The 19,204-nt window shown below is 46.0% G+C and carries 17 protein-coding genes; 9 read left to right on the top strand and 8 right to left on the bottom strand.

Annotated features, from left to right (window positions below; translation table 11 throughout):
- The first annotated feature begins 30 nt into the window (after positions 1-30).
- Entirely contained in the window at positions 31-660 is a 630-nt protein-coding gene (locus GO755_RS21490; protein WP_157587350.1) for an NUDIX hydrolase, read from the top strand.
- Here the strand turns inward: GO755_RS21490 and GO755_RS21485 are convergent, their stop codons facing one another.
- Entirely contained in the window at positions 661-1,308 is a 648-nt protein-coding gene (locus tag GO755_RS21485; protein WP_157587349.1) for a Uma2 family endonuclease, read from the bottom strand.
- A 526-nt stretch (positions 1,309-1,834) separates the two neighbouring features.
- Between GO755_RS21485 and GO755_RS21480 the strand changes: the two genes are divergently transcribed.
- The 3 genes from GO755_RS21480 to GO755_RS21470 all read left to right on the top strand — a co-directional run bounded on the left by GO755_RS21480 (position 1,835) and on the right by GO755_RS21470 (position 7,490).
- Positions 1,835-2,980: an efflux RND transporter periplasmic adaptor subunit gene (locus GO755_RS21480; RefSeq protein WP_317165932.1), complete on the top strand. Its 1,146-nt coding sequence runs from the start codon at positions 1,835-1,837 to the stop codon at positions 2,978-2,980.
- A 31-nt stretch (positions 2,981-3,011) separates the two neighbouring features.
- Complete coding sequence (locus tag GO755_RS21475) at positions 3,012-6,122, top strand: efflux RND transporter permease subunit (protein WP_157587348.1); 3,111 nt, start codon at positions 3,012-3,014, stop codon at positions 6,120-6,122.
- A 189-nt stretch (positions 6,123-6,311) separates the two neighbouring features.
- Positions 6,312-7,490 (top strand): glycoside hydrolase family 88 protein, encoded by a 1,179-nt coding sequence (locus GO755_RS21470; protein ID WP_157587347.1) that lies wholly within the window; start codon positions 6,312-6,314, stop codon positions 7,488-7,490.
- 67 nt (positions 7,491-7,557) lie between these two features.
- On the opposite strand, the gene GO755_RS21465 is transcribed toward GO755_RS21470, so the two are convergent.
- Positions 7,558-8,262, bottom strand: coding sequence for an SGNH/GDSL hydrolase family protein (locus GO755_RS21465; protein WP_157587346.1), 705 nt, complete (start codon positions 8,260-8,262; stop codon positions 7,558-7,560).
- Between the two features lie 176 nt (positions 8,263-8,438).
- Between GO755_RS21465 and GO755_RS21460 the strand changes: the two genes are divergently transcribed.
- Together GO755_RS21460 and GO755_RS21455 are read left to right on the top strand one after the other, a co-directional pair.
- Positions 8,439-9,047 (top strand): RNA polymerase sigma factor, encoded by a 609-nt coding sequence (locus GO755_RS21460; RefSeq protein ID WP_157587345.1) that lies wholly within the window; start codon positions 8,439-8,441, stop codon positions 9,045-9,047.
- Entirely contained in the window at positions 9,037-10,791 is a 1,755-nt protein-coding gene (locus tag GO755_RS21455) for a hypothetical protein (protein ID WP_157587344.1), read from the top strand. The genes GO755_RS21460 and GO755_RS21455 overlap by 11 nt, the downstream gene beginning before the upstream one ends.
- Positions 10,792-10,854: 63 nt before the next feature.
- On the opposite strand, the gene GO755_RS21450 is transcribed toward GO755_RS21455, so the two are convergent.
- The 4 genes from GO755_RS21450 to GO755_RS21435 all read right to left on the bottom strand — a co-directional run bounded on the left by GO755_RS21450 (position 10,855) and on the right by GO755_RS21435 (position 14,050).
- Complete coding sequence (locus GO755_RS21450; RefSeq protein ID WP_157587343.1) at positions 10,855-12,171, bottom strand: PQQ-dependent sugar dehydrogenase; 1,317 nt, start codon at positions 12,169-12,171, stop codon at positions 10,855-10,857.
- Between the two features lie 47 nt (positions 12,172-12,218).
- Complete coding sequence (locus tag GO755_RS21445) at positions 12,219-12,587, bottom strand: DUF3471 domain-containing protein (protein ID WP_157587342.1); 369 nt, start codon at positions 12,585-12,587, stop codon at positions 12,219-12,221.
- 77 nt (positions 12,588-12,664) lie between these two features.
- Entirely contained in the window at positions 12,665-13,072 is a 408-nt protein-coding gene (locus GO755_RS21440) for a GNAT family N-acetyltransferase (RefSeq protein ID WP_157587341.1), read from the bottom strand.
- A gap of 15 nt (positions 13,073-13,087) precedes the next feature.
- Positions 13,088-14,050, bottom strand: coding sequence for a threonine ammonia-lyase (locus GO755_RS21435; RefSeq protein WP_157587340.1), 963 nt, complete (start codon positions 14,048-14,050; stop codon positions 13,088-13,090).
- A gap of 120 nt (positions 14,051-14,170) precedes the next feature.
- Here GO755_RS21435 and GO755_RS21430 point away from each other — a divergent pair, with 120 nt between their 5' ends.
- Complete coding sequence (locus tag GO755_RS21430; protein WP_157587339.1) at positions 14,171-15,097, top strand: sugar phosphate isomerase/epimerase family protein; 927 nt, start codon at positions 14,171-14,173, stop codon at positions 15,095-15,097.
- Positions 15,098-15,186: 89 nt separating this feature from the next.
- Here GO755_RS21430 and folE read toward each other — a convergent pair whose 3' ends face one another.
- Entirely contained in the window at positions 15,187-15,930 is a 744-nt protein-coding gene (folE, locus tag GO755_RS21425) for a GTP cyclohydrolase I FolE (RefSeq protein WP_157587338.1), read from the bottom strand.
- Entirely contained in the window at positions 15,893-16,354 is a 462-nt protein-coding gene (locus GO755_RS21420; protein ID WP_157587337.1) for a 6-pyruvoyl trahydropterin synthase family protein, read from the bottom strand. Before GO755_RS21420 ends, folE begins: the two co-directional genes overlap by 38 nt.
- A 276-nt stretch (positions 16,355-16,630) precedes the next feature.
- On the opposite strand from GO755_RS21420, the gene GO755_RS21415 reads away from it, so the two are divergent.
- Positions 16,631-17,737, top strand: coding sequence for an MBL fold metallo-hydrolase (locus GO755_RS21415; protein ID WP_157587336.1), 1,107 nt, complete (start codon positions 16,631-16,633; stop codon positions 17,735-17,737).
- A gap of 94 nt (positions 17,738-17,831) precedes the next feature.
- Positions 17,832-19,193: a Gfo/Idh/MocA family protein gene (locus GO755_RS21410; protein WP_157587335.1), complete on the top strand. Its 1,362-nt coding sequence runs from the start codon at positions 17,832-17,834 to the stop codon at positions 19,191-19,193.
- Positions 19,194-19,204: the final 11 nt, after the last annotated feature.

Genomic DNA, 19,204 nt, shown 5'->3' with positions numbered 1-19,204 from the left:
AGCATCAAATTACAAATCACAAACCCAATAATGATCGAAACTTCGTTTCATAGCTTTACCAAAGACCTAAAGAAACGGCTACAGAAGCCGCTTCCAGGCGAAGTGGCCCACCAGAAAATGGCGTCGACCTCTCGGTATAGGCAAGGTGTTAAGCCTAATGAGCGAACACGTCGATCGGCGGTACTGATTTGCTTTTATCCTTACCAAAATTCAGTTTATCTGCCTCTCATTCTGCGCCCTCAGTACGATGGGGTTCATGCCGGACAGATGGCTTTTCCGGGTGGGCGAATGGAACGCATCGACGAAAATCTGACACGTACTGCCCTCCGCGAGGCTCAGGAAGAAGTTGGTATTCGGGTATCTGATGTGAAAGTGCTGGGGTTACTAACGGAGTTGTTTATTCCGCCAAGTAATTTTTTTGTACAACCTGTAGTAGGCATCCTACCCTACCGGCCAGATTTTTACCCCGATCCACGCGAAGTCGAAGCCGTTGTAGAAGTAGATTTAGAGACACTTCTGGACGAAACTATCGTTGGTGATAGCCAGATCGAAGTTCGTGGGGCACTCGTAGATGCTCCATTTTATCAGATTCAAGGTTATCGAATTTGGGGCGCTACAGCTATGATGATCAGCGAGTTGCTTGTAATATTGGATTCCTGATTAGTCTCTCTGAGCTTCGGCGTATAGTTCACCTAAATTAAACGTTAAGCCTTCGGTAATCGTCACGTCGTGATTCCAACCGTCACGGATAATAATCGCATCGGCGGATTCCGACTCCCAGATGACGGGAATATTCTCCGTAAAAATCCAGATTACTTTCTTTACTCCAAATTCGTGTAACTCACGGGTCTTTTTGATAAAATAATCATGTTGATATTGGTACTTCGTTAAGTCGGCCTTGGTATCAACTTCAATTACGTAGTCAGGGGGGATGTCCATGTATTTATTCGTAAATACATAATTTTTTAGACGCTCTTTCTCATAAATAGCAATATCGCACGAACGCCATTCTTTCTTACGTATTTGAACGCCCACTTCGCTTGCCATTATGCGCAAACGCGTATTAAATGGATGAGTAAATAAAAATCGTTGAACAATTTCAACTAAAAAACTTTGCAATCCGCTTGACCCCATAATTTCTTCTGGCTCCTTAAGGCCACTCAATACGTCTCGATAACCTGCATAATATACAGGTTTTTCATCCTCCATTTCGTAGACGAGTTGGCCCAACAAAAGTTGCCGCTGACGACGCTGTTCAGGTGTCAATGCTGATTTCCCACGTTTGCTTTTCTCCTCAACCGGTACCATAGTGCTACTTGTTTGATGCAATATACAGATAAACCCAGGAACTGTTCATGGCACTGGCTTTAACCCTTTCCGCTTTGTAAGGAGCGGTCTTACAAACTATTACCCGACGATTCGGACGGCTTATGCTTTTTGAACACAAATTTCACCTTTGGTCTAACCCACGAAAAAGAGCATAGACACCAATACTTTTTTTTTAATCTATGAACATCAAGTAAACTAAGTACTTCCTGAATACTTACGTAAAGAATAGCTATTTAAGGCTTCCAGAGCCAAGCTCTCATCTTATTCATTATGATGACATAAAGCTTGTTTTCTATCAGAAAAACGAATAAATGACTACTAACTCAGTAAGGATTTTTACGGACAAATCAGATTAACGAAATCATTTCTACAATCTATTAAAAACAGCTCTCTTTCAGCTAGCTGCCGTTGATAAAGTCGTCAACATTAATAGCTTTGCAGTTTAAGAACATTCACGGACTTTTAACCGTTAAAAATTAAGTTTCCTCTTGCAAATTATTACCCTGTGAAAAGATGGATTGCTCTCATTCTCGTCGCTGCTGTACTCGGCGGGATCATTTACTACAATAAGGTTTTACACCCAGCTCCCGGAGCCACTGGAGGTGCCCAAGGCGGGGGCGGTAAAGGTGGTGGTGAAGGAAAAGGCGGAGGTGGCAAAGGTGGTCCCGGTGGGGGGGCGCCTGCCAGCGTCAATGGTTTTGTCGTTATATCCCAACAGCTTCGGGAAGATATTGTATCCGGTGGTTCGTTACTGGCTGCCGAACAAGTAGATATATATCCCGAAATTTCGGCGCGCATTACCCAACTTAACATTCAGGAAGGGCATTCGGTGGCCAAAGGTGCTCTATTAGTAAAGCTCTTTGATGCTGATCTGAAAGCTCAATTGTTAAAACTTCAGGCACAGGCCGACAATGCTCTGCGTACTGAAGAACGTAACAAACAACTGCTGTCACGAGGGGGTATAAGCCAACAGGAGTATGACATCGTAACGACCAATTTACGATCATCACTAGCTGATATTGAATTAGTTAAAGCCAACTTGCAACGAACTGAGATTCGGGCTCCGTTCTCGGGTGTAATCGGTTTGCGAAATGTAAGTAATGGCGCTGTCGTATCGCCGAGTACCCTTATTGCCCGATTGCAACAAATATCATCGCTCAAACTCGACTTTTCGATTCCTGAAAAATACGGTCAGGCCGTACACAATGGAAGCCAGATTTCGTTTGTAGTAGATGGCGTTTCAACACCAAGCCAGGGTGTAGTCTATGCAATTGAACCGGGGGTAGAAGAGCAAACGCGTAACCTCAAGATTCGGGCACGAGTTAATAATGCAAACGCGCAGTTTCGGCCTGGCGCATTTGCGAGAGTAACGTTAACGGTTCAGAATAATAATAGCTTGGTGGTACCAACTCAGGCAGTTATTCCCCAAACGCGCACGAATCAAGTAATCGTGGTGAAAAACGGCAAAGCAGTATTTAAAGATGTGAAAACAGGCCTCCGCACAGAAGGTGTCATTCAGATTCTGTCGGGCTTAAGCGTTGGAGACACGGTAGCCACAACGGGTTTGCTGTTCTTGAAACCAGATGCTCCTGTCAAGATTGGTAAAGTTATAACCGTGTCAGGTAACAGCCTTAAAATAGCGAGTAAGTAAATACGTTTACTGTGTCAAACTCAACAAGAAAATGAGTCTACCCGAATTAAGCTTAAACCGGCCCGTTTTCGCGATGGTAATGTCCATCGTAATCGTGCTATTCGGCGTCATCGGCTTTACGTTTCTCGGTGTACGTGAATATCCGGCAATTGACCCACCGGTCATTTCGGTCCGAACAAACTATACGGGAGCAAACCCCGAAATTATTGAGTCGCAGATTACGGAGCCTATTGAGAAATCACTGAACAGTATCGAAGGAATTCGAACGATTTCGTCGATTAGTGCTTTAGGAGCCAGCACGATTACCGTTGAGTTTAACCTCGATGCGAACCTGGAACAAGCTGCCAACGATGTGCGTGACAAGGTATCGCAGGCTCAGCGACAGCTTCCTCAGGACATTGATGCTCCACCGGTTGTTACCAAAGCGGATGCCAACTCGGAACCGATCATTTTCATGAACGTTCAGAGTACAACCCGTAGTGCAACGCAGTTGTCGGACTATGCCGAAAACGTACTTCAGGAGCGGCTACAAACCATTCCAGGTGTTAGCCAGGCCAATATCTATGGTCTCAAACGCCAGGCCATGCGTCTTTGGATTGATCCCATCAAAATGTCGGCCTACAGGCTGACTTCGCAGGACATTCAGAATGCGCTGACCTCACAAAACGTTGAATTACCTGGCGGTAAGGTCTATGGCAATACGACTGAACTAACCGTAAAAGCAGTTGGTCGATTAACAACTGAAGATGATTTCAATAACCTGATTCTTCGGCAGACGAGTAACCAGATCATCCGTTTCAAAGATGTTGGTTATGCGGTGTTAGGAGCAGAAAATGAGGAAACAAACTCCAAACAGAACGGAGCCGTGGGGGTTATTCTGGCGCTGATTCCTCAGCCGGGTGCCAACTACGTAAGTATCGCCGATGAGTTCTACAAACGGTTTGATCAGCTAAAGAAAGATCTTCCACCGGATATTATTGTCTTTGTTGGTACCGACCGAAGTATCTTCATCCGACGGGCTATTGAAGAAGTAGGCGAAACGCTGCTGATTTCATTTGTACTGGTTGTACTGGTCATTTATTTCTTCTTCCGCGACTGGCTGATTGCATTCCGTCCGCTGATTGATATTCCCGTATCACTGATCGGTGCCTTCTTTATCATGTACCTGGCCGACTTCAGTATTAACGTCTTAACGCTGTTGGGAATCGTACTGGCAACGGGGCTTGTGGTAGATGATGGTATCGTAGTCACGGAAAATATCTTCAAAAAGATTGAAGAGGGCATGGATACCGAAGAAGCGGCTAAAGAAGGCTCCAACGAAATCTTCTTTGCGGTTATTTCGACGTCGATCACGCTGGCAATTGTGTTCCTGCCGATTATCTTCCTGCAAGGTTTCGTTGGGCGTCTGTTCCGTGAATTTGGTATTGTGGTGGCTGGAGCCGTGTTGATTTCGGCTTTTGTATCTCTTACACTGACCCCCGTGTTAAGTGTTAAGCTAACTAGTAAAAATCACGGCCAGTCCTGGTTTTATCGAAAAACAGAACCATTTTTTGAGTGGCTGGACAATTCGTACCGCGATTCGCTCATGGGTTTCATGCGCAAGCGAGGTTGGGCTTTTGCCATGATTGTTGCCTGTTTATTGCTGATTTTTGGTCTGGGTTCGTTGCTCAAATCGGAGTTAGCTCCACTCGAAGATAGAGGCCGAACTCGTATCGCGATTACATCCCCAGAAGGAACCAGCTTTGAAGCCCAGTCTGCGCTAACCGACCGTGTCCTACAGTTTGTACTTGACTCCATTCCAGAAAACAAACTGGCTTTTAGCGTTGTAGCACCCGGTTTTTCAGGAGCAGGAGCGGTTAACTCATCCTTCGTAATGTTGAACATGGTTGATGCTGAAGATCGTAAACGGTCGCAGCAGGACATTGTGGATTACTTAACGAAGAATCTTAAAAAGTTTAGCGAAGCCCGCATGTTCGCCACACAGGATCAGACGATTCAGGTTGGACGTGGGGGTGGTTTGCCTGTTCAGTTTGTTATTCAGAACCTGAATTTTGAAAAGCTGCGAGAGAGGTTACCTGCTTTCCTGGATGAGGTACAGAAAGATCCGACGTTCCTAAACTCCGACGTTGATCTAAAATTCAATAAGCCAGAATTGAACATTACCATTGAGCGCGAGAAAGCGACCAATCTGGGAGTTTCGGTGCAGGATGTGGCCCAAACGCTACAGCTGGCACTCAGTAACCGCCGTCTGGCATATTTCCTGATGAATGGAAAGCAATATCAGGTAATAGGTCAGGTAGACCGGGCCGATCGCGATGCTCCCGTTGACCTAGCTTCGTTCTACGTTCGCTCAAATAATGGTCAGCTTATTCAGCTGGATAACCTGGTGAAATTTCAGGAAGTCAGTAGCCCACCGCAGGTGTATCACTTTAACCGCTTTAAATCAGCCACGGTGTCGGCAGGGCTAGCTCCTGGTAAAACAGTTGGCGATGGTGTCGATGCCATGCGTGCGATTGCTGCCCGAACACTCGACCAAACCTTTCAGACAGCGCTTTCAGGTCCTTCACGCGACTATGCCGAAAGTTCGTCGAATACGTTATTTGCATTCGGTCTGGCGCTGATTCTGGTTTACTTAGTGCTGGCGGCCCAGTTTGATTCGTTTGTAGATCCACTCATTATCATGATTACAGTACCGTTGGCGCTGGCTGGAGCAGTATTCTCGCTTTGGATGTTTAACCAGACACTGAACATTTTCAGTCAGATTGGTATCATCATGCTCGTGGGATTAGTTACCAAGAATGGTATCCTGATTGTGGAATTTGCTAACGAACAGCGACTAACAGGAAAAAATAAATTTGAGGCAGCCGCAGAATCGGCAGCGCTACGGTTACGCCCAATTCTGATGACAACGCTGGTAGCAGCCTTTGGGGCCTTGCCATTAGCTATGGCCTTAGGTTCGGCCTCTAAAAGTCGGGTACCACTCGGGATTGTAATCGTGGGTGGACTCATATTCTCACTCATTTTGACGCTCTATGTTGTACCTGTTATTTACACTTACATGAGTCGCCGGAAGGATGTAAAACCAGAAGAACCTCACCTAGACAATACGCCGAAGCCTGCGCCAGTAGCTGTGCCGGTGTAAGTGGATATATGTACCAATATTAAGTGGGGTGAATCTGAGTAATTCAGATTCGCCCTGCTTGCGTTTAGCGCCATTCGCTCTTGGTTCTCAACAAAAAATAGTTCTTGTATCGGTTATAAATAATAGTTTTCGTACTTATTTCCTTTTGGGCCATCTTTCACCAACCATTGGCCCTTCGCACGAATTCGCATGAAACGTTATTTCTATTTTTTTCTGCTATTACTTGGACCTGTCGCCTTTGCGCAAACACCTCTAAACGTCGATAAAGAATTTGCTTTTGCTGCTAAGCAGTATGAATTGATGCTAAAAAGCCACCCAGATACTACCAAATTTCCCCAGTCAACGAAGCCCGACGGCACGCCCGATGACCGAAAATCGGATTGGTGGTGCAGTGGCTTCTTTGGTGGTTCGCTCTGGCACATTTACGAACGGACCAAAGCGCCAGTATGGAAAGCGGCTGCCCACAAATGGACGATGGCAGTCGCTAAAGAGCAATACAATACTGGAACCCATGACTTAGGATTCATGCTTTATTGCCCTTTCGGTAATGGGTACCGACTCACCAAAAATCCAATATATCCCCCTATTTTACTGACCGGTGCCGAGTCATTATCTACCCGCTTCGATCCGAAGGTTGGGGTAATTAAATCATGGAATAAATTTCAGAGCTACACTTATCCGGTTATCATCGATAACATGATGAATCTGGAATTCTTATTCTGGGCTGCGCGGGTTTCGGGCAACAAGACCTTTTATAATCTCTCTGTTACGCACGCCGATAATACGATGAAAAACCATTATCGGCCCGATTATAGCAGCTATCACGTGGTTTGTTATAATCCAGATGGTACAGTGGCCGCTAAGAAAACAGCACAGGGTTATGCCGATAATTCAGCCTGGGCACGGGGACAAGCGTGGGGATTGTACGGATACACAGTCATGTATCGTGAAACGAAAGACAAAAAGTACCTGGATTTCGCTCGCCATATTGCCGATTTTTATCTGAATCACCCAAACCTACCCGCCGACAAGATTCCATATTGGGATTTCAATGCGCCTAACATTCCAAATGAAGAACGGGATGCCTCGGCAGGTGCTATTACGGCTTCGGCGCTATTGGAGCTCTGCACTTACGGCGGACCATCGGCAAAGACGTATTACCAATCTGCGGTGAAGATGTTGGAGAGCTTGTCTAGTCCAGCTTATAAGGCCAATTTGGGGGAGAATAACAATTTTATTCTGAAGCACAGCGTAGGGCATAAACCCCAAAAGAGTGAAGTAGATACGCCCATAATCTACGCTGACTACTACTATCTGGAAGCATTGTTACGTTACGACGCTCTTCAGAAAAAGCCCGGCTTTAAGTAATAGTTTCAGGTTCAAGGGTTCAGGTTTACGATTTGGAAACCTAAACCCTTGAACCTGAAACTATTACTTAAAAATACCGCCTGATAGCCTGAATTGTAACAATGGTTGGGGCTGATAAATAAAAATCGAATAACGAACGACCCACTAACTCATGGCTAACCGCACTTAGGTGTTCAGGGTCATTTGCCAAAAAATACTCCTCCTGCGGGCGAATAATTAAGTCAGTATCGAATACGCTGAATAATTGCTTGTTAGCTTCCTCCAACACTAAGTTCCGACTCCGTTGCCGAATCCATTGATTAACCCGATTCCGATACGGAAAGGGCGTCAACAATAATACATTGTGGCGGTAAGGACGTAATTGCTTCAGCAACACGGATAAGGCCATTTTATGACGCGGCCGAATTAACGAAAGCAGTAAATTCCCCAGCACTTTAAAAGGACTGGTCCGTTCTTTTAAAGTGGCTTCGCCTAGCAGGTCTAATGACTGAGGCAATGTTGGTGTAGCCAAACACGGCACATTCATCGAATCGAAGGTTATCGGCTGGCTGATTCGATCATCAAGTTGAAGAATAATTAAATCATATCGACTAAGAGGTAACTGTGCCAGGGTAGACGACATCTGTGCCATTGTCAGATGGGCATACGTATCAACCGACACAGCTTGTCTGGCGAGGCTGATCTGTTTAATGAAATGCCCTATATAACTTAAATTACCTCCCGGCAGGCCAAAGCCGTAGGTATGTTCATCGCCAATTACCAACACGTTCATCAGTCAACAAAAACGGGGCGAATAAACCCGTTTCTTTCCTTTACGTAACTCCTTGCCCAACTGTGGCAATAGATAGAGAAAAATAATTAGTAACCGAAACAATAATTGCAACGTTATTCGTTGGAAACGCGTAGGGTAAATAATGTCAGGGGTGTTTACGTAAATCCGATCGAACTTTGTTTTTCCGAAAATCGTCTCCGTTCGCCGATAATGATCTGCTAAGCGTCATACGGGCTTGCCGTGTCAACGACCCGCGAGCCCAGCGAACGCTGTTTAAGCAGTTTTTTGGCTATGCCAAAAGCATCTGCCTGCGCTACACGTCAAGTACTGAAGAAGCCGAGGATGTACTAAACGAAGGGTTTCTGAAAGCATTTCAGCATTTAGACAGTTATGATGAAACATTACCGTTTAAGGCCTGGTTACGCACAATTCTGGTTAACACAGCAATCAGCCATTACCGTAAAAACCACCGCTTTGAGCAACACACGTCGCTGGAAGCAGGTGAACAGGTTGCCTTTGACGAAAACATAGTCGATCATATTGCTGCCGAAGAGATTCTCGCACTGGTTCAGCAACTAACACCAACCTATCGGACAGTGTTTATGATGCACGTAGTCGATGGGTATAGTCTCCACGAAATTGCGGGCATATTGAGTCACAACGAAGCTACCGTACGCTCCAATTACGCCCGCGCCCGACAGAAATTACAGGTACTCATCAAACAGGCTTATCCATCTTACGAAAACTCAGGCTCTGGAGCCACTATTCCATATCATGAAAACTGACCGATTTTCCGATATTATCCGGCGAAAACTGGAAAGTATTCGGCCGGAGTTTACTGAAAAAGACTGGGCGCGGATGCAGGCCACGCTTCAGCAGGCTGGGCCACCTCAGCCTGGTTCGGCAGGCACAGGGCAACCGTTCGGTGGTAGTGTCTGGTCAGCTCATCCCTGGCTCATGGCCGCTGCCTCTGTCGGTACTGTTGCGTTAGTCTCATTCAGCATCTGGCAACGGAGTGAAATTAACCAGCTACGTCAAACAATTGGGCAATTGAAACAAAAGCCCGATTCAGCCCAAGTGGCTCCGATGTCGCCTGAACTGGCACGTCCAACATTATCTCAGACCGATGGTTCCAGCTCGTCTGCGTCTGCGCAAAATCATGAGTCAACGGTTGCTTCGACTCAACCACAAGGTTTTTCGGGTCAGCGTGACACGGTTTATATAACCCGTTATCTTCCAGAACCTTCCCGTTCTCGGCTCGAGTCTATAGACGAACGTACCAGTCATCGAACAGAAGCTCCGCCTGAACAACGCTATGCCGAAACGGGTCGTGCTCCTGTTTCGACGGGTTTATCGCGCCAACAAAATGACCTAAACAATAACCAGAAAACTGATTCATATGGCGTTTCCTCTACTCCCTTAACTAGTGAAAAGAATACCTCTGAGCTTGCTTCTTCTGCATTGACAGGTGCGACAAATAACCCCTCAAGCCGTGAAAAAAATAGCCCTTATTCATCAACCAGGGATGAAAAATTGACGAACCAACTTGCAGGAAACGCCAATGCAGATCGGAACAAAAAGGGCCGCAGTACACAACGTCATAACTTGTATGACGCTAATTCATATGGAGATAAGCGCATGGCGGATGAAGCTAAGAGCAATAATTTCACTACGAACGATAAGAATTCAGGTAGTGAAAGACCATCTGTACCAACTGAACAATCGGTTGCTGCAACAGGTACGTCAGCAACTTATGAGCTAGCTACCAGCCGTTCCTTGTCGACAAAGACGGTCAATTGGAGTGCTTTGATGGCTCAGCGATCAAAACGTATACGACAAGCGTGGACTCCAGCAGTTGTGGAGCAGGAATCATCAGCTCCCGCCAGCCAACCTGTACCACGTTTGGGCACCCAATTCCGGCTAGGTGTAGGAGGTGAACTAGCGGCAAGTTCACAAAATGTCGGTGCATTTACTGAAGTGCTGTTTGGTAAACATTGGTCTCTGGGAGTGGGATTTGTCCAGGCCACCTACACAAACAAGTTTACCACTGACGAAGATTTTCAGGATCGTACGCACCGCGATTTCAAAAAAGAATTTGGCCCTGGAATTGACCAGTTACGCGACATTCTGAATATTGATACACGCCAAATCCGTTATCAAATACCAGTCAGTCTTGGCTACCGCATCCCGCTCAATCAATCATTGACGTTGCTGTCAAGCGTTGGTACTTATTTGAATCTGAATAACTCAGAAAATGTAACGTTTTACTGCCGCCTGCCTTTGCCTCCTTTTCAGCAAGCTCAACGCACATTTGGCCAGGTTGATATTAATAAAAAACAGCCGATTGACTTAATAAGTAGTCTGACATTAGGTACTGGTATCGAATGGCACAGCAGGCATTGGGCCTTACAAGGCAGCCCCGTTATTAATATACCTATGCAGTCTGCTACGACTACAATGCAGCCCGATCAAAACTGGCAGCAAAAAACAACAGTTAGCTTACGAGCACGACTTTTGTATCAGTTCTGATCATAGGACAAAGAAAATGCCCGTGAAATTTCTTTCACGGGCATTTTCTTTGTCCTTTTACACTTACTTACTCGCTGATACCCGCCAAATGCGCCCAGCAGCATCATCAGCTACGAGCATTGCCCCATCGGGTAGCACAGTTACACCCACAGGTCGGCCATGTACATCTTTGTTATTGTCTTCTAGAAAGCCTGTTAGAAAATCCTCTGGTTTGCCCGGCTTACCATCCTGAAACGGCACAAAAACGACTTTATAGCCAGCCAGTTGCGAACGGTTCCAGGAACCATGTTGCCCGATAAATGCACCGTTTCGATATTTTTCCGGGAACTGCGTTTTATCGTAAAAAGCCAATCCCAGCGAAGCCGTATGTGATCCCAGTGGCACGTCGGGTACGATGGCTTTTTTAACCAGATCAGGGCGCTCACCTTTCCGACGCGGATCTTCATTTGGTCCATAATAAGAATAAGGCCATCCATAAAACGCCCCTTCTTTCACGCTTGTCAAATAATCCGGCACAAGATCATCTCCCAACTCATCGCGCTCGTTAACGGCGGTATAGAGTACTTTGGTTGTTGGCTGCCAGCCCATGCCGACAGGATTGCGTAACCCACTTGCATAAACATGCTCGCCAGTGCCGTCAGGATTAATTTCCAGAATATTCGCCCGACGTAGCTCGTTTTCAGGACCGTGTTCGCCTACATTACTACCCGAGCCGACTGTAATGAAAATCTTTTTCCCATCTGGGCCAGCCAATAAGTTCCGCGTCCAGTGGTTATTGTAACCGCCCACAGGTAAATCCAGGATTTTCTTGCCTGGTGTGGTTATTTTTGTTTGGCCAGGTTTGTAATCATAGCGCATTAACGCTCCCGTATTCGCTGCATAAAAACTGTTTCCCAGCACCAGCATCCCAAAAGGCCGGTCGAGGCCGGTTAAAAACACTTCACGCAGGTCAGGCTTACCATCGTTATTTGTATCACGAAACAGGGTAATCCGGTTGGCACTGGCTCCTTCCCGCTCCGATTTACTCCGGCCAGTTACGGCATTGATAACTTTATCCTTTGCACTGTTCCGCTCTGTATTGGCTTCGGCTACAAAGATGTCGCCATTAGGGGCCACGTATATCCATCGAGGACTATCCAGATCACGCGCAAATTCTGTTACGGCAAAGCCTGGAGGAGCCTGGGGTGTTTTTCCCTCCGGCCAACCAGTCACGTTACTAAAGTTTTTCGCCGATTTTGTTGCGAAAGGATCGGGCAAATTAATCGTTGTATCGACGGTAGTAACCGTCTCACCAGTCTGATTAGCGTCTTTTTTCTGATTACATGCCAGAAAAGAGACAGACATTGTAATGCCTGTAAGAAGAACTGTTGCTGTTTTCATTGTTGAGTAAATTTTACTTCTACTCAACTGAATGAACGGTCATTTGGTTACGGTTTGTCTTTTTTGGCAGTTAGCGTCGATCCTTGAATCGCCATCGTAAACCCAGTTACAGTCTTTTTCGCATCATCCCACACGAAGGTGATGATGGATCCATACGAACTGGTCGATTGATAGGTATCGGCTTTGGCTTGTTTAACCAGTTTATTTTTACCGAACGTGTCAGCCTCCCCAAACAAATCACTTTTGTCTGCCGTCATGGTAAATTTCTGGATCGGACTACCGCTCTCAAATGTGTACGAACCAACATAGGCTTTCAGGCTCGTAGAGTCGGTAGATGGTGTGGCATTTTGCGCATTCGCCTGAATAGCAAGCCCTAACAGGGCGGCTACTAACAGAAGATTCAGTATTAGTTTCATGGATCGATAAGAGTTTAGAGTTACCCTGACAAGAACCATGTCACGATTTATAAGGATGGCATAGCGTTTATCAGTTATCACAAGGTACGCGAAAATTTAGCATAGGCGATAGGCCCTTTGTAAAACACCTCACTCACTGCTTCCATACCAAACCGCCGATAAAAATCAGCCGCATCCAGCCGGGCATCACACCAGAGTGTAGTAGCTCCCAACTCTTTTGTTTTAGCCATAACGTGGTTTAATAGAAGCGTCCCGATACCCTGTCGCTGACGATCAGATCGGGCAGCAAATTTGCGAAAACGACTGTCTTGTCCATTGACAAACAGAGAGATTACGGCAACTAGCTCGTCGTCCAGAAACGCCCCAAAGTGGTATCCTTCATGATCATTTTCAACCTTGACATAATCGAATGGTTTGTCGGGCCAAAGTACCGAATGACGTAACGGGTACGTCTGGTCGGGTGTAATTGCGCGAATAGAAATCATGCCTCAATCGGGTAATTAAAATGGTAGTTTTCCCAGGTCTACATTCCCTCCCGTTATTATAATTCCTATTTTCTGTCCGGCAAACTGGTCTTTATGTTTCAACACGCCCGCTAAGGGAACTGCACTCGATGGCTCAATAACAATCTTCATTCGTTCCCAAACGAGCCGCATAGCGGCTATAATTTCAGCATCCGAAACAGTTAAAATATCCGAAACGTGTGACTGAATAATGGCTAGCGTTCGCTCACTAAGGGTTGTCATCAGTCCGTCTGCAATGGTATTAATGTAAGGGGCTTTTTCCACGCGTCCACTCTGAAAGGAAAGTACGGCATCCGCTGCGCCTTCGGGCTCTCCGGCAACAACACGCGTTTGGGGTGACAGGTAATGCGTCGTTAAAGCAGTTCCGCTAAGCAATCCTCCCCCACCGACGGGTGCCAGTATCGTATCGAATTTACGCTCCGTTCCATACTTTTCCATTCCAGCATCCTCAATCAGTTCTTTGGCAGCGGTAGCTTGCCCGGCAATTACTCGATCATCATCGAAAGGGTGTACTAATACTGCTCCCGTTCGTTTCATCACCTCAAGAACACCATTTTCACGGGCTTCGAGAGTTGGCTCACATTCAATTATTTCGGCCCCATAACCCCGAACAGCGTCTTTCTTCACTTGTGGGGCCGTACGGGGCATAATGATATAAGCGGGTAATCCAACCTGACGAGCTGCAAACGCAACGGCCTGGGCATGATTACCCGATGAATGAGTTGTGATAGCATTCCCTTCCTTATTCTGAACAACTTGTAGGATTGCGTTAAGACCACCCCTTGCTTTAAATGCCCCTATTTTCTGAAAGTTCTCACATTTGAAGAACAACTCTGCTCCGGCGCGGTCGTTGATCGTTTGATTAGTCAATACGGCGGTGCGATGGATATAAGGCCGAATACGGTCATGAGCCGCCTGTATGGTATCGAATGAAATCATGGATAAGTAGGGTATATTGTTTGTCTTTTATCGTTTATAGTATAACATGCTGATTCCATAGACTGGACTTCGGGCATCAAACTACCAACTTCAAACGCTAAACTACAAACGTTACGAGTTATGACTACCAACCGTCGTTCGTTTTTAAAACAAGCCGCTGGCTCACTGGCGGGCATGGCCATTATGCCAACCGTTTTTGCCGAAACGCCTATGAAAAAAATGTTCTTCGACATTTCGCTGGCCGAGTGGTCGTTACACAAAGCGTTGTTCGGTAAGAAGATCACGAATCTGGACTTCCCAGGCATTGCCCGAAAAGAATTTGATATTAGCATTGTTGAGTATGTCAATCAGTTCTTTAAAGACAAAGCACAGGATAAAACATACCTTAATGACCTGCTGACTCGCTGTAAAGACAACGGTATCACAAATCACCTGATTATGATTGATGGTGAAGGAAATCTGGGCGCTTCGGATGCCGCTGAACGTACAAAAGCGGTCGAAAACCACCACAAATGGGTCGAATGCGCCAAATACCTGGGTTGCAAAACCATCCGGGTTAATGCAGCCGGACAAGGTACCGCCGAAGAAGTTTCCAAAGCTGCCGTTGAGGGTTTAAGCAAACTAGGTGAATTTGCCAAAACCATGAATATCAACGTCATTGTCGAAAATCACGGCGGTTATTCATCAAACGGGCAGTGGCTGTCGGGGGTGATGAAGCAAGTTGGCATGAAAAACGTAGGTACTCTGCCTGATTTTGGCAACTTCTGTATTAAACACGGCCAAGGACACGCTTGTCTGGAAGAGTACGACCGCTATAAGGGCACGACCGAACTAATGCCTTATGCCAAAGGTGCATCGGCTAAATTCTATGACTTCGATGCAAATGGCAATTGTGTAGAAACCGACTACAATCGCATCATGAAAATTGTGAAAGATAGCGGCTTCAAAGGCACCATCGGTATCGAATATGAAGGCGATGGGTTAGAAGAATATGAAGGCATCCGTAAGGCTAAAGCAATACTCGAACGCGTCGGGCCAACGGTATAAATTTGTGCGTTATAAAGTTGTCAAGTTGTAAGTTATAAAGTAGCTGATGCTCGCAATAACTTACAACTTGACAACTTTATAACTACTTTTCAAAGTCCTACACTCGGCTGAGCTACATACCGAAGCAACTCCTGTCGGGTAGATTCCTGCTCAAATTTGCCGCTATAGGAAGAGGTAATCGTTGTGCTATTCAGATCACGAACACCGCGAGTCGAAACACATAAGTGTTTTGCATCGATAATTACGGCTACATCCTCGGTTTCCAGAACCCGTTTCAATTCATTGGCAATCTGTATAGTCAGACGCTCCTGCACTTGCGGGCGTTTACAGAAATAGTCTACAATCCGATTCAGCTTCGACAGCCCAATTACCTTTCCGCTGGATATATACGCTACGTGCGCTTTACCAATGATGGGCACAAAATGGTGCTCACAATATGTTTGAACGGTGATGTCTTTTTCGACCAGCATTTCATTGTACTGAAACTTATTGTCGAATAGCGTTGAAGCAGGCTTATTATCTGGATTCAGACCACTGAAAATCTCCTTCACATACATCTTAGCTACGCGACGGGGCGATCCTTTCAGACTGTCATCAGTCAGGTCAAGGCCCAGAATATTCATAATTTCTCGAAAATGTTCTTCGATAAGGTCAACTTTCAGGTCATCATCAAGATCAAAAGCATCCTCACGCATGGGTGTATCAATAGAAGTTGTCCCATGATCATCACCAAGTTCATCAACTAATTCGTCGTTATAATTCCCGTTCTTATGAATACCAGTAAAAGTCTGCCCATTAGACGGGGTACTCGACGAAGTTCCGTTCAGTTTCATACAGTCTGATTTTAAGATCTAAGCCCTCGCTTAGTTGAGTGCGTAAAATAGTATAGATAACGATGGCAATGTTTTCTGCCGACGGGTTCAAATCGGCGAATTCATCGGTATCAAGATTCAGGTTTTTGTGGTCGAAGCGTTCAATGACCTGTTTTTGCATCAGGTCGCCAAGGAGCTTCATATCAATGACGTAACCTGTTTCAGGGTCGATGGGGCCAACAACCTGCACAATTAGTTCGTAGTTGTGACCATGAAAATTAGGGTTGTTGCATTTACCATATACACGGGCGTTCTTTTCGTCTGACCAGTTTGGGTTGTTCAGACGATGTGCCGCATTGAAATGTTCTTTCCGAAACACTGCAACTCGTGGCGTATTAGCCCCGAGAGCATTTATTTGGGGAACATTCGCTCCAGAAGTATTCATAAAAATGAATTGAAAAAAAGTTCAATCAACCTGTCGTTACAAAGTTTGTGTACAACACAGGCAGACAGCAGAACGTGTAGCCAGGACGTTCTTTCGTATGCAATTGATAATCTATCAACCGGCTTTCTTTAACTTTTGTTCAACTTATTCACAAAAAGACTAAACAAATAGACTACCGATTCGGAAATATAACACCCGCTTATCTGCTAACGTTCCCACCCATAAAAACCTTTGGGTACTATGGAACCGGACAATCACAGTCCCCGTTTTGCCCCCATGAAACGATTACGAACCATTATGATAATTACCGTACTTGTATTGATTGGATTAGCGGCAGCAGTATTGCTTTTTATGCAGCAAAGCACATTTGGAAAAGACCCAGCCGAAGCCCGATTAGATCGTATTAAACATTCACCCAACTATAAGGATGGTGCCTTTCAGAATTTAGAACACACAGAGGTTATGCGCGAAAATGCATCCTATGCGGGTATGATGCGCGACTTCATCAAGAAAGACAAAGACAATATTCCACCCCTGCCAATACCTTCCGTTAAAACCGACCTGAAGGCTTTAGATGATACAAAACCTACTATTGTCTGGTTCGGCCATTCGTCTTACCTGATTAAATCAAAAGGTGTGACGCTGTTGGTCGATCCTGTTTTCAGCGGTCATGCATCGCCAGTATCGTTTTTCGGAAAGTCGTTTCCAGGAACAGATGTTTATGGCGTCGACGAGATGCCTGATATTGACTACCTGGTTCTATCTCACGATCACTATGACCACCTCGATTATGAGACCATCACGAAATTGATCCCGAAAGTCAAAAAATTCTATACGGCTTTAGGCGTAGGTGCCCACCTCGAACGCTGGGGTGTACCAGCCGACCGGATTGTCGAGTTCGATTGGTGGGAACATCAGCCTGTTGCACCCGGTATTGATCTGACTGCCACGCCCGCCCGCCATTTTTCAGGGCGTAGTTTCGCACGTGGTAAAACTCTCTGGACATCCTTTGTCCTCAATCTTCACGGCTATAAGTTGTTTCTGGGGGGCGACTCAGGTTATGGTAAGCATTTTCAGACAATTGGCGATAAGTATGGTCCATTTGATCTGGCCATTCTCGAATGTGGGCAGTATGGTAAAGATTGGCCAAATATTCATATGATGCCCGAAGAAGTCATTACAGCCGCTCAGGATTTACGGGCCAGAATTTTACTCCCCGTACACTGGGCTAAATTTTCTCTATCTTATCACGCCTGGAATGAACCCGTTCAACGGCTTCTCAAAAAAGCGGAGAAGGAAGGTTTCGACGTAACAACACCCAAAATTGGTGAACCCGTCGTGCTCAATGCGTCCTATCCACGAGCCGTGTGGTGGAACTTTTGATGTATAAAATTGGGTAAAGTGGCCTTGTCGTATGTTTTTTGACCTGAAATCTCGTTCTTTGACAGGTTAATCGTTCATACGCAAGGTCTCTTTTATGCAATCGCCCACTCGTCGTCAATTTATTCGAACAGCCGCCCTTACCGGTGCAGCAACCTCTGTTTTCCCAACTATTCTAACCAATGCCAAACCGGCTGATCCAAAAGTTCGCCTGGCATTTATCGGAGTAGGTGCACGGGGGCGTAGCCATGTAGATCAGGCGCTCTTCCGCGATGATGTTGAGATTACGGCCATTTGCGATCCTGACCCAGAGGCTATTAGTCGCACCAACGCGATGATCGAAAAGAAGGGGCGGAAACTTCCGGTAGCTTATGCAAAAGGTGATGAAGCTTTTCGGGACATGCTCAAACGCGACGACATCGACGGTGTGGTGATTGCTACTCCCTGGGAATGGCACGTGCCTATGGCTGTTGCGACCATGCAGGCAGGCAAATATGCTGGTGTTGAAGTATCGGCAACGGTAACGCTCAAAGAATCCTGGGATCTAGTCAATACGTTCGAGAAAACAGGTTCACATTGCATGATTCTGGAGAATGTCTGCTACCGACGTGATGTATTGTCGGTGTTGAACATGATTCGGAAAGGTATGTTTGGCGAGATGACTTACGCACATTGCGGTTATCAGCATGATTTACGGAACATTAAATTCAACGATGGCAAATCGATTGGTGGTGTAGGCGCGGAATTTGGTGCAAAAGGCTATTCGGAAGCCCACTGGCGAACCCAACATTCTGTCGACCGCAACGGCGACATTTACCCTACTCATGGCCTGGGTCCGGTTGCTCACTGGCTCGATATTAATCGGGGGAATCGGTTCATGTATCTGACCAGCATGGCCACTAAAAGCCGGGGACTACACAAATATGTAGTAGACAAAGGTGGTCCTGATCATCCAAATGCCAAGGTCAACTTCAAACTAGGTGATGTGGTGACAACCACGATTCAGTGCGCCAATGGCGAGAATATTGTCATCATTCACGATACCAACTCCCCTCGCCCCTACTCGCTTGGTTTCCGGGCACAAGGTACCAACGGTATCTGGATGGACGATAACGACATGATTTACCTGGAAGGTGTCAGTCCGAAAGCGCATAGCTGGGAACCCTTTGCGCCTTATCAGGAAAAATACGATCATCCACTCTGGAAGCGCCACGTTCAAACAGCAGAAAACGCAGGCCACGGCGGTATCGACTTTTTCGTGCTTCGGGCGTTCATTGAATCGATCAAAGCCAAAACAGCACCGCCAATCGATGTATATGATGCTGCTGTATGGAGCGCTATCAGCCCGCTATCTGAGCAAAGTATCGCTGGAGGCAGCAAGCCCATCGAAATTCCTGATTTCACACGCGGAAAATGGAAGACGAACAAGCCTATTTTCGGTCTGACGGATAACTATTAATTGGATAGTTG

Origin of the sequence: Spirosoma arboris (genome assembly GCF_009754945.1) — a bacterium.
GTDB lineage: Bacteria > Bacteroidota > Bacteroidia > Cytophagales > Spirosomataceae > Spirosoma > Spirosoma arboris.
This window is presented reverse-complemented; position numbering and strand designations above follow the sequence as displayed.